Source organism: Streptomyces rectiverticillatus, from assembly GCF_013394065.1.
GTDB classification, from domain to species: Bacteria; Actinomycetota; Actinomycetes; order Streptomycetales; family Streptomycetaceae; genus Streptomyces; species Streptomyces rectiverticillatus.
Map to the genome: position 1 here is coordinate 6,196,683 of NZ_CP040752.1, position 15,235 is coordinate 6,211,917.

General features: G+C 71.3%; 15 protein-coding genes. 9 read left to right on the forward strand and 6 right to left on the reverse strand.

Annotation, left to right across the window (positions count from 1 at the left end):
* Nucleotides 1–360: 360 nt before the first annotated feature.
* The 5 genes from FGW37_RS26920 to FGW37_RS26940 form a co-directional block, all read right to left on the reverse strand.
* Nucleotides 361–789, reverse strand: coding sequence for a DUF2834 domain-containing protein (locus tag FGW37_RS26920; protein WP_179083411.1), 429 nt, complete (start codon nt 787–789; stop codon nt 361–363).
* On the reverse strand, nt 776–2,287 hold the full coding sequence (locus tag FGW37_RS26925; RefSeq protein ID WP_179083412.1) for a flavin-containing monooxygenase: 1,512 nt from the start codon (nt 2,285–2,287) through the stop codon (nt 776–778). The genes FGW37_RS26920 and FGW37_RS26925 overlap by 14 nt, the downstream gene beginning before the upstream one ends.
* 23 nt (nt 2,288–2,310) lie before the next feature.
* The gene (locus FGW37_RS26930) at nt 2,311–3,195 is read right to left on the reverse strand and encodes a 1,4-dihydroxy-2-naphthoate polyprenyltransferase (protein ID WP_246430863.1); all 885 of its coding nucleotides are present in this window, start codon (nt 3,193–3,195) and stop codon (nt 2,311–2,313) included.
* Between the two features lie 14 nt (nt 3,196–3,209).
* On the reverse strand, nt 3,210–3,956 hold the full coding sequence (locus FGW37_RS26935) for a class I SAM-dependent methyltransferase (RefSeq protein WP_179083414.1): 747 nt from the start codon (nt 3,954–3,956) through the stop codon (nt 3,210–3,212).
* 166 nt (nt 3,957–4,122) lie between these two features.
* A complete protein-coding gene (locus tag FGW37_RS26940) occupies nt 4,123–4,866 on the reverse strand; it encodes an AraC family transcriptional regulator (RefSeq protein ID WP_179083415.1) in 744 nt (247 codons plus the stop codon).
* Nucleotides 4,867–4,920: 54 nt separating this feature from the next.
* Here FGW37_RS26940 and FGW37_RS26945 point away from each other — a divergent pair, with 54 nt between their 5' ends.
* On the forward strand, nt 4,921–6,180 hold the full coding sequence (locus FGW37_RS26945; protein ID WP_179083416.1) for an MFS transporter: 1,260 nt from the start codon (nt 4,921–4,923) through the stop codon (nt 6,178–6,180).
* A gap of 98 nt (nt 6,181–6,278) precedes the next feature.
* Here the strand turns inward: FGW37_RS26945 and FGW37_RS26950 are convergent, their stop codons facing one another.
* Entirely contained in the window at nt 6,279–7,070 is a 792-nt protein-coding gene (locus tag FGW37_RS26950; RefSeq protein WP_179083417.1) for a helix-turn-helix transcriptional regulator, read from the reverse strand.
* Nucleotides 7,071–7,424: 354 nt separating this feature from the next.
* On the opposite strand from FGW37_RS26950, the gene sbnA reads away from it, so the two are divergent.
* The 8 genes from sbnA (at nt 7,425) to FGW37_RS26990 (ending at nt 15,167) form a co-directional block, all read left to right on the forward strand.
* A complete protein-coding gene (gene sbnA, locus FGW37_RS26955) occupies nt 7,425–8,411 on the forward strand; it encodes a 2,3-diaminopropionate biosynthesis protein SbnA (protein WP_179083418.1) in 987 nt (328 codons plus the stop codon).
* Nucleotides 8,408–9,466 carry a 2,3-diaminopropionate biosynthesis protein SbnB gene (gene sbnB, locus FGW37_RS26960; RefSeq protein WP_179083419.1) on the forward strand — a complete coding sequence of 353 codons (1,059 nt, stop codon included), beginning with the start codon at nt 8,408–8,410 and terminating at the stop codon, nt 9,464–9,466. The genes sbnA and sbnB overlap by 4 nt, the downstream gene beginning before the upstream one ends.
* Nucleotides 9,463–11,214, forward strand: coding sequence for an amino acid adenylation domain-containing protein (locus FGW37_RS26965; protein WP_179083420.1), 1,752 nt, complete (start codon nt 9,463–9,465; stop codon nt 11,212–11,214). Before sbnB ends, FGW37_RS26965 begins: the two co-directional genes overlap by 4 nt.
* The gene (locus FGW37_RS26970; protein WP_179083421.1) at nt 11,211–12,425 is read left to right on the forward strand and encodes an acyl-CoA dehydrogenase family protein; all 1,215 of its coding nucleotides are present in this window, start codon (nt 11,211–11,213) and stop codon (nt 12,423–12,425) included. Before FGW37_RS26965 ends, FGW37_RS26970 begins: the two co-directional genes overlap by 4 nt.
* Nucleotides 12,426–12,714: 289 nt before the next feature.
* A complete protein-coding gene (locus FGW37_RS26975; protein ID WP_179083422.1) occupies nt 12,715–13,287 on the forward strand; it encodes a hypothetical protein in 573 nt (190 codons plus the stop codon).
* Nucleotides 13,288–13,332: 45 nt separating this feature from the next.
* Nucleotides 13,333–13,566: an acyl carrier protein gene (locus tag FGW37_RS26980; protein ID WP_179083423.1), complete on the forward strand. Its 234-nt coding sequence runs from the start codon at nt 13,333–13,335 to the stop codon at nt 13,564–13,566.
* Complete coding sequence (locus FGW37_RS26985) at nt 13,502–14,314, forward strand: thioesterase II family protein (protein WP_179083424.1); 813 nt, start codon at nt 13,502–13,504, stop codon at nt 14,312–14,314. The genes FGW37_RS26980 and FGW37_RS26985 overlap by 65 nt, the downstream gene beginning before the upstream one ends.
* A complete protein-coding gene (locus FGW37_RS26990; protein WP_179083425.1) occupies nt 14,304–15,167 on the forward strand; it encodes a PAS domain-containing protein in 864 nt (287 codons plus the stop codon). The genes FGW37_RS26985 and FGW37_RS26990 overlap by 11 nt, the downstream gene beginning before the upstream one ends.
* Nucleotides 15,168–15,235: the final 68 nt, after the last annotated feature.

A 15,235-nucleotide genomic window follows, 5' to 3' on the forward strand; every position in this document is an offset into this window, starting at 1 on the left:
GCACGGGCGGCGAGCCGGCAGGGGGGCCGGAGCCCCCGCGCGCCGGGGAACGGCTCCCTTTCCGGTCAGCCTTCCGGTCCCCTCGGCGGTGGGCACCGGTCCGGCGGATCGTGCGGTGGCTGCCCGTGGGGCTTTGGGGTCGGCCTTCTGCTCCCGGGCAGGGGTCTTCCGGTCCGACCGGTCACGCGGCCCTGCTGACGGAGCTTTGGGGTCGGCTTCCGCTCCCCCCGGCGGTGGGCGGCGGGCGGCGGGGCAGGTCGTGCGGCCAGTGCCCACTGGGCTTCGGGGTGGCCTCCCGCCCCGGCCGCGCCCTCCGGTCCTACCCGGTCGCGCCGCCGCGCCCTGCCGGCTCCGCGGTCGTCAGTGCCCCGCCCCGCTCAGCGCCTCGCGGGGCGCCGCCCCGGCGGCCGGTCGGCGTTCCTCGTCGAGTGCCGCGATCTTCAGCTGGCGGACGTACATGAAGACCGCGAAGCTCGCGCACAGTGCCAGTGCCGGGGCGCCGACGATGTATGCCCACACGTACCGGATCCCCAGCCGCCGCGACTCGACGATCATGAAGGCCGCCAGGCCCAGCCAGATCAGCACCAGGTCCGCGTAGATGAACTGGGACGCCAGATTGGTCGTCGCGTCGTGGAGGAAGTTCCGGATGACGTCGGCCGGGCCGGCGTTCGCGTTCCGCCGCACGAAGGCGACGGCCAGCGCTCCCATGGTGACGAGGCCGCCGAAGGCGAACAGTGCGTAGAAGACGCACAGCGCACGGTCCCTGCCCCGCACTTCACCGAGTCGCATCACGCTGCCCTCCAAGTCGGTCGTAGCGGTAGTCGTCGAGGTCGAAGTGCCCGGCCCGCCAGGCGGCCTCGTAGGTGCTGGCGGGACGGACCGCCGGCGCGTCCCCGCGTTCGTCGAAGTAGTAGCTGTTCGAACGCCGGCAACTCTCGTGCAGGAAGACCGTGTCCGGCTGCCGGCGCAGCGTCCTGCGGAAGGACCCGTCGTGCTTCTCCGGGCGGACGACCGCCTGCGTGGCGCGCCGCCGCCGGGCCTCCCCGATCACCCGCAGCGCGTGGGTGACCTGGTAGTCGATCATCCCGAACCACGATCCGCCGGTGAAGGAGTACGGTCCGACGATGAACCACAGGTTCGGGAACCCCTTGACCGACGTGCCCTCGTAGGACTGGAAGCGCTCGGTGCGCCAGAACTCCCCGAGTTCGCGGCCGCCCGTGCCGTGCGTGGGGAAGGGCGGCAGGTTCTCCAGGGTCCGGAACCCGGTGGCCAGCACCAGGACGTCGAACCGCTGTTCTTCGCCGTCCGCCGTGCGGATGCCGGTCTCGGTGATCTGCTCGATGGGCTCGGTGACGAGCCGGACGTTGTCGCGGGTGAAGGCGCGCCAGTAGCCCTTGCCGAACGACGGCCGCTTGCAGCCGAGCCGGTACGCCGGAACGAGCTTGCTCATCAGCTCGCGGTCGCCTTTGACCTGGCTGCGCAGGTAGAGCCGGGACACCGCCTCACCGGCCTGCACCAGGAAGGGGAACCGGCGGTAGTGGATCATGGCGATGACGAAGCCGGTCTCCGTCGCGGTGTCGGTGACCAGCCGGATCGCCCGCTGCGTCCACGGAGCCGCCCGGAACAGCCGGCGGACCGCCGCGGGCAGCGCGAAGTCCGGCTTGGGGAAGACCCAGACGGGGGTGCGCTGGTAGACGTGCAGGTGCTCCACCCGGGGCGCGATCTCCGGGATCAGCTGGACCGCCGAGGCGCCGGTGCCGATCAGCCCCACGCTCCGGTCGGTCAGTTCCAGGGAGTGGTCCCACGCCGCCGTGTGGACGACGTCGCCCTTGAACCGGTCCAGCCCCTCGATCGCGGGCGCCTTCGGCTTGGTGAGCCAGCCCGTGGCGCAGATGACGAACCGCGCCGTGACCGCAGTGCCGTCCTCCAGGAACACCTGCCACAGGTGCTCCGCGTCGTCGTAAACGGCCCGCACCACCCTTGCGTTGAAGCGCAGACGGGGCCGGAGGCCGTACTTGTCGACGCAGTGGTCCGCGTAGGCCTTCAGTTCCGCTCCGGGAGGGAAGGCCCGGGACCACGACGGGAAGGGCTCGAAGGCGAAGGAGTAGGAGAAGGCGGTGATGTCCACGGCGATGCCGGGATAGGTGTTGGCGTGCCAGGAACCGCCGGCGTCGTCCTGCTCGTCGATGACGGCGAAGTCCTCGATGCCGGCCCGGCGCAGGCCGATCGCCGCGCCGATGCCGGAGAACCCGGCGCCGATCACCAGCACTTCGTGGTCAGGGGTCACGGGGGTGCCCTTCCGGCCGCCGGTCACAGGGACAGGCCGATCGCCAGTACGGACCCGAACGCGAGCAGCATCAGGCACGTGTGCTCCAGCGCCGGTATCAGGTCGCTGCCGCGCGCCCCGCTCAGCACCCGGCGCAGCGGGAAGGCCGCGGAGGGGACGGCGGCGATCACGAGCGCGGCCCAGGGGCGGGCGGTGGCCAGGAGGAGCGCGGATGCGAAGGCGGCGGCGACGCACAGCACGTAGTACACGCGGGTCCGCCTCTCGCCCAGCAGCACGGCGACGGTGACCTTCCCCGCGGCGGCGTCGGTCCGGATGTCGCGCAGGTTGTTCGTCGTCAGCAGCGCACAGGAGAGCAGGCCCATGGGGACGGCCGCTCCGAGGGCGAGCGGGGGCACGTGGCCCAGCTGGACGCCGGCCGTGGTGCACACGATGACGACGCCGTGGAAGAGGAAGATGCTGAGGTCGCCCAGCGCCCGGTAGCCGTAGGGCCGGGGGCCGCCGGTGTAGAACCAGCCGGCGAGCCCGCAGTACGCGGTGAGCGGGATCATCCACCAGGAGACCGTCACGGCCATGACCACGCCGGTCACGATCGCAACGGCGTACAGCAGCATTCCGGCGCGCAGGACCTGCCGGGGCGACGCCCGCCCGGAGCCGACCAGCCGGGAGGGCCCCAGCCGTTCGTCGTCGGTTCCCCGGATGCCGTCGCTGTAGTCGTTGAAGTAGTTCGTGCCGATGACGAAGCCCAGCATGAACAGCAGGGTCAGGACCGTGCGCCACCAGAGGACCTGGCCGAGCGAGTGGGCTATTCCCGTTCCCACCGCGATCGGCGCCAGGGTCACGGGGAGCGTCTTCAGCCGGGCGCCGGCCACCCAGGTCCGCACCGTGCTCGGGGCCGGCCGCTGATGCATGCTCACCCGGGCGGTCATCGTTTCGTCCCCACGCCCAGGTAGAGGACGTCGGTGGACTTGGTGGGGATCATACGAACCTCCTCGCGTCGTCTGACGAGGTAACGGGCCAGGTCGCGCAGGTGCGGGCGCAGTCCCAGCAGGCGGAGCTCCACGCCGTGCGCCCGCGCGACCCTGACCAGCCGCTCCCGGTTGACGAAGAGGCGGTGGTCGTGGGTGCCGCGCGGGGGCCTGCCCGGGAGGGGGAGGTTCTCGGCGAGGGTGATGGCGACCAGCCGGGCCGTGCCGGTGTCGGGGATGGTGTCGACGATCAGCGTGCCGCCGGGGCGCAGGACCCGGCACAGCTCCGACACCACGACGAAGGGCTCCGGAACGTGTTCGAGGCACTGCCCGGCCGTGACGACGTCGAACGACGCGTCGGTGAAGGGGAGCCGGGTGATGTCGGCCCGGAGCACCGCGTCGTAGCCGTGCTGCCGCGCCTCCCGGAGCGCCATGGCGGACAGGTCCACGCCGAACACGCGGTATCCCTTGCCCGCCAGGTGCGGGCCGAACAGGCCGCCGCCGCAGGCGACGTCCAGCAGCCGGGGCTGCTCGTTCCCGTCTCCCGTCGCCGGGCCGGGGCCGGGGCCGGGGACGGCGACGGGGACGAAGGCGGCGCGGGCCCGCGCGATCCAGCCCAGCGGCGCGAGCGCCCCGCGCGGATCCCACCACTGGCCGGCGAGACCGTCGTAGTCGGTGATGAAGTTTCGTCTGTACCCAGCCACAACCACCGTCCGGGGAGTGGGATCCGAGCCGGAATCTTCTGGCTTGAAAAGGCTAGGGAGACCGCCGCGGGGCCACCAGGAAGTGGGCCCCGTTGCCGGGCTAACCCGTCATGTGTGATGCAGGTCACAGCAGGTCGGGTGGTGTGCCGGTGCGCCCGTCGCTTCGCTAACGGGGCTGGTGGGAGCCCGGGGTGTGGCCGAAGGCGCGGCGGAAGACGTCGATGAAGGCGCTGGCGGACGACCAGCCGCACATGTGGGCCACGGTGGTCACCGGGGTGTTCTCCGCCAGCAGGATCAGGGCGTGGTAGAGCCGCAGTTGGGTGCGCCACTGCGGAAACGTCATGCCGAGGTCGGACTTGAAGAGCCGGGACAGGGTGCGGTCGCTCGCGCCGACCTCCTTGCCCAGGGCGGCGAGGGTGCGGTCGTCGGTCGGGTCGGCCTGCAGGATCGCGCACAGCGCCTTGAGCCGCGGGGCGGTGGGCGCCGGCAGGTGTACGGGCTCCTGCTGCGAGGCCCGCAACTGATCGAGCAGGACGGCCCGCAGGCGCCCGCGTTCGGGGCTGTCGTCGTCCGGCGAGCGGGTGTAGGCGAGGATCAGCTCGCGCAGGAGCGGGCCGACGGTGAGCACGGTCGGCTCGTCCAGGCCGAGCGGGTTGTCGGTCGCGGGCAGGCCGACCAGGTGCAGGTCGAGCCCCCCGTGCGCCTGGTGGGCGTGGACGGTCCCGGCGGGCACCCAGATGGCGCGGGTGGCCGGGGCGATCCAGGAGCCCGCGTCGGTGGTCAGGGCCAGCACGCCGCGGGCCGCGTAGACGATCTGGTGGTCGTCGTGGCGGTGGGCGTCGATGGCGGCTCCGGGCGCCAGCCACTGCATACGGGTCGGCGCGACCGGCTCATGGCGGATGTTCTTCATCGATTGGCAGATTATCGGAAGTGCGACACGGTGCCGAGCGGTGAACATGATGAGGTGCCAAGGAACAAAGCGATCCTCCTCCTGTCGGTCGGGCATGCCTGTGTGGACGTCTACCAGGGTGCGGTGGCCGCGCTCGTGCCGTTCTTCGTCGCCGAGCGCGACTACACGTATGCCGCGGCATCGGGCATCGTGCTCGCCGCGTCGCTGCTGTCCTCCGTGGCGCAACCGCTGTTCGGCGTGCTCACCGACCGGTGGGCGATGCCCTGGCTGCTGCCCCTGAGCACGTTCCTCGGCGGGCTGGGGATCGCCCTGAGCGGTCTCGGCGGGTCCTACGCGCTGACGCTGGTGTTCGTGGCCGTCTCCGGGGTCGGCGTCGCCGCGTACCACCCCGAGTCCGCCCGCGTCGCGCGCGTCGCCAGCAAGGGCAGTCACACCGCGATGGGCTGGTTCTCCCTCGGCGGCAACCTCGGCTTCGCCGTCGCCCCCCTGATGGTCGCAGGGGTCATGACCGCCGGAGGCCTGCGGCTCACACCGCTGTTCGTGGTGCCCGCCCTCGTCGGCAGCGTGCTGTGCCTCCTCGTCGTGCGCATGCTGGACAGGACGTCAGGGACCGGCTCCCGCAAGGCCGTTCCGGCGGCGGCCGCCGACGACAGGGCTTCGTTCGTGAAGCTGGCGCTGGCGGTGGTCTGCCGGTCCATCGTGTTCATCGGCCTGAGCACGTTCATCTCGTTCTACACCCGGCAGCGCACGGGAGGCGGTACGGCGGCGGGCACCGCGGCGCTGTGCGTGCTCTACCTGGGCGGTGCGGTCGGCACGGTGCTGGGCGGCAACCTGGCCAACCGGTGGGACCGGGTCACCGTCGTGCGCGGGTCGTACCTGATGACCGTCGCCGCCGTCGCGGGCATCGTCTTCGCCCCCGGCCCGGTGATCTACCTGTTCGTGGCCCTCACCTCGGCCGGGCTCTACATCCCCTTCTCCCTGCAGGTCACCCTCGGCCAGGACTACCTCCCCTCGCGCGTCGGCACCGCCAGCGGGATCACCCTCGGCCTGACCGTGAGCATCGGCGGTCTCGTCAGCCCGGTCATCGGCAGCGTCGCCGACGCCACCTCCCTGCAGACGGCCCTGGCCCCGCTGATCGCCATGCCCGCCCTGGCCTGGCTGCTCTTCCGGACCCTGCCCGAGCCGGTCGTACCGAAGCCGGCGGCACCGGAACCGGCACCGGCGACCGGACCGGCCCCGGCGCCGGAACCGGTGCAACGGGCCGCGGGCGCCCCCGAGGCCGGGCTCTCTCCCGCCCGGCGGGACGCCCGTTGACGGCCCCCGCCCGCCGGCCGCGGAAGCTCCCGGACCCTCAGCGGTCCGGCCGGCACCCGGCCGTTCCCGGGGTCCGGCTCACGGCGGCAGGGTCCGGCTCACGGCGGGGTGTGACCCGTCTCCGCTGCGGACGCCAGCATCCGGTCCCGGTAGGCGCCCGGCGTGACGTGGACGAACTCCTTGAAGCGGGCGATGAACACGCTCGGCGAGGTGAACCCGCACAGGTGGGCCGTATTGGTGACCGACTCGCCGTTGGCGAGGTGGGCCAGTGAGGCGACCAGGCGGACGAGGGTCCGCCACTGCGGGAAGGACATCCCCAGCTCGGCCTTGATCAGCCGGCGCAGGGTGCGCTGGCTGGTCCCCAGGTCCCGCGCGTGGTCGTCGAGACTGCGGCCGTCGGCGGGGCCGTGGATCAGCGAACTGCTCAGCGCCAGCAGCCGCGGGTCACGGGGGGTGGGCAGCGACAGCGCGTTGGACTGGTGCTTCTCGCTGCGGAGTTCGTAGCGCAGCACGTTCTCCAGCGCGGACCGCATCCGGGCCGGCCGGTCCGGTTCGGACAGGGCCGTCAGCACGTGCCGGGCCAGCGGGGTCAGGTTCACCACCGTGGGGCGGTCACCGGCCCGGGCCCGCATCGGCGGGTAGGCCAGCATGATCGTCGACACCAGGCTCCGGGTGTGGGCGCGGTGGGAGTGCTCGAGTCCCGGCGGGATGACGACGGCGCGGTCCGGGGCGGCGACGACCCAGGTTCCCAGTGCCGTGATCACGGCCAGGACGCCGGTGTGCGGGACGACGACCTGCGTCTGCTCGTGCCGGTGCGGGGGGACGGTCTCGTCCGGGCGCAGGACGAAGCGCCGGACGACATCTTGATCATGGCCGTTATGAAGTATCACCTGGCCGATTATTCACTACCGACCGAACAGACGGTTTTGAGAAGCTCCAGGGCAGGGGGGTGCAGAAAGACATTCGAACGGATTCCAAGACTTTCCTCGGGGCGCGATCTCCGCGTCCGTAACGTTTTCCGGACCCGACCAGCCGGATAAACGCCCGGGGTGACCGGCGGTGCCGCGCCGGCCGAGCCCTTGCCTTTCTCTTCCGAGAGCTTCAGCGCGTCCCTTCTTCGCCCTTTCCGCACATGCGACACATGATGTGGTCCGGGCTGATCCAGCATGCCCTGCGGACCACGACTCGCTTTGCCGTGGATTGTTTCAGCGATCCCTGCAGAGGAATGGAAGTGAACGCAACGCATGACCTTCATCACCGCTGCCCACGAGCTGCTCGAGAGTGATGTCTACATCGATTTGCGGCCCACTCTCGGCATACCGCTCCACCTCAAATGCGAAGGTTTCAACTTCGCCGGATCCATAAAAATCGTCCCGGCCACATGGATGGTCGCCACCGCGGAACGCGAGGGCGTCATCGGCCCCGACTCCATCCTGATCGAGTCCTCTTCCGGCAATCTCGGCGTGGCCCTGGCCGTGACCGCCGCGTCGAAAGGGCTGCGCTTCGTCTGCGTCACCGACCCCAACTGCAACCCCGCCACGGTCAACCTCATGCGGGCCCTGGGCGCCGAGGTCGTCATCGTCGGCGAACCCGATGCGACCGGCGGTTACCTGGCCGCCCGCAAGGCCTATGTGCGAAAGCGCTGCCGGGAGGACCCTGCCTACGTCTGGCTCAACCAGTACGAGAACCCGGCCAACTGGGCGGCGCACTACGAGAACACCGCCCCCTTCATCGCCAAGCAGTTCCCCGACCTCGACACCCTGTTCATCGGCACGGGCACCGGAGGCACCCTCATGGGCTGTGCCCGCTACTTCCGCGAACACCGGCCTCAGGTTCGCATCATCGCCGTCGACAGCGTCGGCTCGGTCAGCTTCGCGGGAACCCCGGGGCCACGGCACATCCCCGGACTCGGCGCCGGCACCCCGATGCCGCTGATCGACCCGGAACTCACCGGCGACCTCGTCGACGAGGTCATCCGCGTCCACGAGATCGACACCATCCGCACCTGCCGCCGGCTCGCCGCGCGCGGGATGCTCCTGGGCGGCTCCTCCGGAACGGTCGTCAGCGCCGCCTCCCGGTGGCTCGCCCGGCACCGCACCCCCGCCCGCACCGCCGTCGCCATCGCCCCCGACCTGGGGGAGCGCTACGTCGACACCATCTACGACGACACGTGGGTCACTCATCACTACGGCCACGACGACGTGGTCCACTCACTCCTGGAGAACCATTGAGCGACCAGGCAGAAATCCCGGAATTCTCCGTCGTCCCGGGCCGTACGGTGCACCGGGTGCTCGACGGCCGGCAGCGGGAAATCACCGAACTCGTCGAAAAGGCCTACCTCCTGCACGGCGAGGCCCGCACCGTCAATCCTCCCTCGTACTTCCTTCGTTTTCCCGACCGGCCCACCGCCCGCATCATCGCCCTGCCCGCCTCGCTCGGCGGCGACCGTCCGGTCGACGGCATCAAATGGATCTCCAGCTTTCCCGAAAACCTGGACCGCGGCATTCCCCGGGCCTCCGCCGTCCTCGTTCTCAACGACCCGGTCACGGGGTATCCGTACGCGTGCCTGGAGAGCTCCATCATCAGCGCCGTACGTACCGCCGCATCCGCCGCAGTCGCGGCGCGGTCCCTTATCGGAGGACGCCCCGCACACCGCGTGGGATATCTCGGCACCGGGCTCATCGCCCGCTATCTGCACACCTATCTGTCCGCACTCGACCCGGCCCCCGAAGAATTCGGCGTCCATGACCTGTCGGCGGATTACGCCCGCAGTTTCGCGGATTATCTGGGCACCGCCACCGGCGCCGCCACCGTACGCGTCCACGATTCCGCCGAGGAACTCGTCCGGTCCTCCGACGTGGTCGTCTGTGCCACCACGGCGGCCGCGCCGCACCTTCTCGACCCGTCCTGGTTCGCCCACCACCCGCTGGTGCTGCACGTGTCCCTGCGGGATCTCGGCACCGACGTCATCCTCGACAGCGTCAACATCGTCGACGACGTCGAGCACGTCCTCAAAGCGAACACCTCGGTCCACCTCGCCGAGCAGCTGACCGGTGGCCGGGACTTCCTGGACGGCACGCTGTACGACGTCCTCACCGGCAGGACGGCCGTCCCCGACGACCGCACCGTGGTCTTCTCGCCCTTCGGCCTGGGCGTGCTCGACCTCGCGGTCGGCGAACACGTCTTCAGCCGGGCCCGGGAGCTGGGCGAACTCTCCGCGGTCGACGGGTTCTTCCACGACCTGGAGCGCCACGGCGGCCCGGGTGCCGGGGCGGTGACCCGATGACGGCGTGGCAGGACGCGGACGTGCAGCAGGACACCGGGCGCGCGGTGCCCGTACGCGCCGAACTCCCCCTGGCCCCCGGCACGGTGGACCGGGCGAACGCCCTGGCCCTGCGCAGGACCCAGGACGCCGACACGCGGACCAGCGTGCTGGAGTACGTCATCCTGCACGCCGAGCAGGCCCCTGACCGTATCGCCGTCACCGAGGGCGAACGCACACTGACCTACCGGGAGTTGCTGGAGCGGGTCGCCGTGATGCGGGACGCACTGCACTCCCGCGGCGTGCGCGCGGGCGACGTGGTCGCCGCCGTGGGCCCCCGCAGCACCGGCACGCCCGTCGTCTTCCTCGCGCTGGAGAGCCTGGGCGCCTCCTACCTGCCCATCGACCTGGGCTGGCCCGAGGTCCGGGTCCGGGACGTGCTCAACCGCAGCCGGGCCGCGCTGCTGCTGGACTACTCCGGCACCGGCACCGGCACCGCCACCGGCACCGGCAATGCAGGCGAGGCCGGCGATGCGAGCAGCACCGCCCGCGCCGCGACCGCGGCCGCCGCGGCCGAGGGCACCCCGACGCTGCGACCGCCGGCCGAGGGAGCACCGGGGCCCGCCGCGCCCCTGCCCCGGAACACGGCCGACCGCTCCCGCGAAACCCGCTACACCATCTTCACCTCGGGAACCACCGGCCGCCCCAAGGGCGCCACGGTCGAGCACCAGGGCATGCTCAATCACCTCTGGGCCAAGGTCGCCGACCTGTCCCTGGGCCCCGGCGACGTGGTGGCCTTCACGGCCCCGCTGGTGTTCGACATCTCGATCTGGCAGATGCTCTGCCCGCTGCTGGCGGGCGGCCGGCTCGTGGTCGTCGACGACGGCGCCATGCGCTTCCCGCGATGGCTCGTCGGCACCCTCGACACCGCGGGCGTGACGGTCGTCGAACTCGTCCCCACCGTCGTCGGCTGGCTCGTCGACGAGGCCCGGCGCCTGGGCGGCGGACTGCTGCAGCAGCTGCGGTGGCTGCTGTCCACCGGCGAAGAGCTCCACCCGGCCGTGGCGGCACGGGTCCTCGACGGCCTCCCGCACGTGGCCGTGGTCAACGCCTACGGGCCCACCGAGTGCTCCGACGACGTCACCCACCACCTGGTGACGTCCGCCGACCTCGCCCGCCCCCGGCTGCCGGTCGGCTCACCCGTCGTCAACACCGCGCTCTACCTGCTGGTGCACGGCGCGGACGGCACGTGGCGGGCGGCCGGACCGGGGGAGAGCGGCGAGCTGTTCGTCGGCGGGACCGGCGTGGGGCTCGGCTACCTCAACGACCCCGCCACCACCGACCGCGCGTTCTTCCGCGACCCCTTCGACCCGGCCTCGGCGACCGGGCGGCTCTACCGCACCGGCGACCTCGCGCGCTTCGACGAGGGGCTCGTGCACTACCTGGGCCGCAGCGACCGGCAGGTGAAGGTCGCCGGCGTGCGCATGGAACTCGACGAGATCGAAGCCGTCCTGAGCCGGCACCCCGCCGTTGAGAAGTGCGCCGTCACGGTGTCCGGCGAGGGCGACCTCGCCGAGCTGGTCGCCCACTACTGCCTGCGCAGCCCGGCGGAGCCGGAGGCGCTGGAGGAGACCCTGGGCGCGGCCCTGCCCCTGCCGATGGTGCCGCGGCGCTGGCGGGAGTGGGAAGCGCTGCCCCTCACGCACAACGGAAAGATCGACCACCGGTCGCTGCAGGCGGCCGCCGCCACTCCCCGGAAAGAGGCGCGATGACCACAGCAGCCGTGCAGAAGACGAAGGCCCCCGCGGACGGCGGCGGACCGGCGGGCGGCACACCGAGCCTCGCGGAACGGGCCGCCTCCGTGGCCCGCGTCGCCGAACAGGACCTCGCCCGCACCGAACGCGACGCGGTCTTCCCCGAGCAGGCGCTCGCGGAGATGCGCCGCACCGGGCTGCTCGGCCTCCTGGTGCCCGCCGCGGACGGGGGCCTCGGCGGCACGGTCGCCGACCTCGTCGACGTCAGCATGATCCTGGGGCGCACCGACATGTCGGTGGCGATGATCTTCGCGATGCACTGTCAGCAGTCGGAGGCGATCGTGCGCTACGCGAGCTCGCCCCTGCGCGAGGAACTGCTGCCCCTGCTGGCGTCCGGGGACCTCTATCTGGCCTCGGTCACCACCGAACCCGGCAAGGGCGGGCACCTGTTCAGGTCGTACGCCCCGCTGCGCGAGGCCGGCGGGACCCTGGAGATCGACCGGACCGCGCCGATCGTGACCGGCGGCACCATGGCGGACGGCTTCCTCATCACGATGCGCAGCCCGGAGGCCACCGCGGACCACCACGTCTCCCTGGTGTACGCCCACCGCCGGCAGCTGCGCGTGGAGAGCGCCGGGCAGTGGTGCCCGATGGGCATGCGCGCCAGCCACAGCCTCCCGCTGACCCTCACCGGCACCGTCCCCGCCCACCAGGTGCTCGGCGAGCACGGCGCCTTCCACCGGATCGCCCAGGGCGTGTTCGGCCCGCTGGCCCACCTCGGCTGGTCGGCGGCCTGGCTGGGGACGGCCTGCGGGGCCCTGTCCCGGGTCCTGCACCTGCTGCGCGACCCCAAGGTCCGCAAGCGGTTCGACCTCGGCTCGGAGCTGTTCCTGACCCGGCTGTCCCGGTCCCGGCAGCGGCTCGACGGCGTCCACGCGCTGCTGCGCCGCACGCAGGAGCTGGTCGCGGGGGAGACGGACCTGTCCGCCCCGGGCATCCAGCTGCTGCTGAACAACCTCAAGATCACCGCGGCCGAGGAGTGTCACGCGGCCGTGAACGACCTCGTCGACGCCGTCGGCCTGCGCCACGGCTACCTCCAGGACTCGCCGACCCGGCTGGAGAAGTCCCTGCGCGACCTGCGCTCGGCGGCGCTGAACTACAGCAACGACCGCCTGCACCTGGCGGACGGGCAGCTGTGCCTGCTCGACCCCGACGTGAACTTCGCCTGATCCGCCTGCGGGCAGCCCGCCCGGACGTCTCCGCGCCCGCCCGCCCCTGTGCGCACGGCACTCGCCTGCGCCTCTCCCCGGCCGTACGCCACGACCGGTTCCTTTGCCGCACCCTTTCCGTGCCCTCCACTGCGCCGGAAAGGAACGCCGTAATGCCTCCGTTCTCGCAGTAAATGAAATCGCCGATTCGATAAAAGGCCCGGATGAAATCCTTGTGCCGGCCGGGGAGAACCCGTTAACGTCGAATCACGAACCCCACCCGAACCCGAATTCTTCAAGGGACCCCACTATGCCCGGAAACAGTACGGAAAACTCGACCGAGAATTGGACGACCGCCCTGCGCTACATCGCAGGACGAAAGGCCGCCGAGGAATCCCTGGGATTTCTCGCCCACATCGGCGCCACCGTGCGCAACACCGCCGGCGCGGCGGACGTCGTACCGGCGGCGGCCAAGGCGTGCGTCCCCTTCATGGCCTCGGCGGTCTCGCTGGACGCACCGGCGACGCACTCCGGGCCCGTCGTCCAGTCCCCGGCCGAGTTCTCGGCGGCGCTGGACGGCGTACGCGCCCTGGCCCTGAAGGGCTCCGCCCCCCAACTCGTGATCAGCGGGCACGAGGGGCTGCTCAAGCAGACGGACCCGGCCCACCTCGACCTGCTGCGCGAGTGGCGGGCCGACTCGGCGGTGGCCCTGTCGCTGGACTACCGGGGCGTCCCCGGGGGCCACCTCGTCCTCGTGCGGGGCGAGGCGCACCGCCGGGGCCCGCTCAGCCCGGGCGACCTCGCCCTCGTCTCCGAAGTGGCCGACCGGATCGCGGCGTTCAACGCCTTCGCCACACACGCGGCGGCCGGGGCGGGCCGGTAATCCCGTACGCGGGTGTCAGACAGTCGAAAAGAATAAGGAGCGGTTATGCCGGCGAGCTGGACAGATGTGCGCTCCTGGATCCTCGAACGCAATCCCGACCTGACGGACCTGGACCAGGAAACCGACATCATCGAGACGCGGATCATCAATTCCCTGCAGTTCGTGGAGCTCGTCCTCTATGTCGAGGAACTGCGCGGCACGATGCTCCGGTCGAATGAAGTCGATCTCGATGCCTTCCGCACCCTCAAGGGCATCGAGAAGAACTTCCTCCATGTCTGAACGGGCCTATGTCGTGCAGGGGAGCCTCGAAGAGGCCGCCGACGTCGTGGTCTTCCTGCCGCCGGCAGGCAGCGTCACGTCGCCGTACCTCCCGATAGGGTCCCGGCTGCCGGCCACGCTGCCGGCGGTGCACTGCGAAATACCCGGCCGCGGCCGCCTGGTGCACGACGAGGCGCCCGCCTCGGTGCACAGCGCCGTGGGCCGCTGGGCCGGCGAACTCGCCGCGCTGCTTCCCGGACGGCGGCTCCATGTGTTCGGCCACAGCCTGGGAGCGCTGTTCGCGTACGAGCTCACGGCCCTGTTCGAAGCCCGGCCCGATGGCGGGGCCGAGGTCGCCACACTGCTCGTCTCCGGCTCCCGTGAGCCGGGCAGCGCGCCCCGTTCCCTGGTGGTCCACGCGTTCGCGGCCCTGCGCCAAGAACAGCGGGCCGCGGACCGGGAGGGCGACGCCGAGGGCGCCCTCCTGCTGGAGGACCTCCGGATGCGCCGGGAACACCGGACCGCCGGGCGGCGGCTCCGCGCGCCCCTCGCACTGTTCTGCGGACACACCGACGCATTCGCCCGGCCCGCAGAAATGCTCGAATGGAAACGCTTTACCGGCGGCCCTTTTCTGGGAATGTTTACATTCGGCGGCGGACATGATTACTATCTGTCCGGCCGACAGGAAATAGCCGCGGCAATTAGCGGAATCGTGAATCGTCATCCGAATTCGAATTCAGAAGACCTGGGAGTCAGAAATGACGGCTGAAAACGTCACCATCCCCTCCACCGACCAGCTGATCGACGTCATCGGGAACAGCTCGGTGGGCATCGCGGTCACCGACGGCTCCGGCGCCGTCGTCCTGCACAACAAGGCGCTCTCCGTCCTCATGGGCGGCGAGACCGCCCACCTCGGCGAGCGGATCCTGTCCGGCGGTGCGGGCGAGGACCTGGCCGGGCTGCTGGAGCGGCTGAAGAAGGACGGCCGGATCGAGCACGCCGCGGTCACCTTCCGCAGCACCGACGGGAAGGACCGCCCGGCCCGCGTCAACGCGGTGCTGACGGGCGAGGGCGCCGGCACCCGCATCCACTGGGTGAGCCGCCCGGAGCTCGGCGAGCGGCTGCCGGTCTCCAGCACCAGCACCGAGGACGCGGCCCTGTCCGACGCCACGGCCTGGATCCGCGCCGTCGACGGGTGCGCCCACCCGTCCCTGGCCCCGGCCAAGGACAAGGAAGCGGTGATGCGCGAGTTCTACCAGGTGGCGCCGGTGGCGATCCACCTGATCGGGGTCAACGGCAACGTCATGCACGCCAACCCCGCGGACGTCGCCCTGGTCGACTACACCGCGACGCCGACCGAGTACGTCGGCGGTCACATCCGCAAGATCTACGAAGACCAGGGCCTGCTCGACGACTTCCTCTCCCGCTGGGACGAGGACTCGCCGATCATCAACTTCCGCGCGAACTTCGTCACCAAGGACGGGGAGCCGCGGCCGGTGCTGATCTTCTCGACGGCGCAGGCCGAGGGCGGCAGCGTCAGCAACACCCGCTGCTTCGTCTTCAACGACCCCGAGCCGGGCCGCGCCCGCGACACCATCAGCGCGTTCGGCTGGCCGGCCTGATCACCGGGGCGGGCGGGGCGCGGAATCCCACCGCGCCCCGCCCGCCCGTCCTTTTACCGCATGCCTCG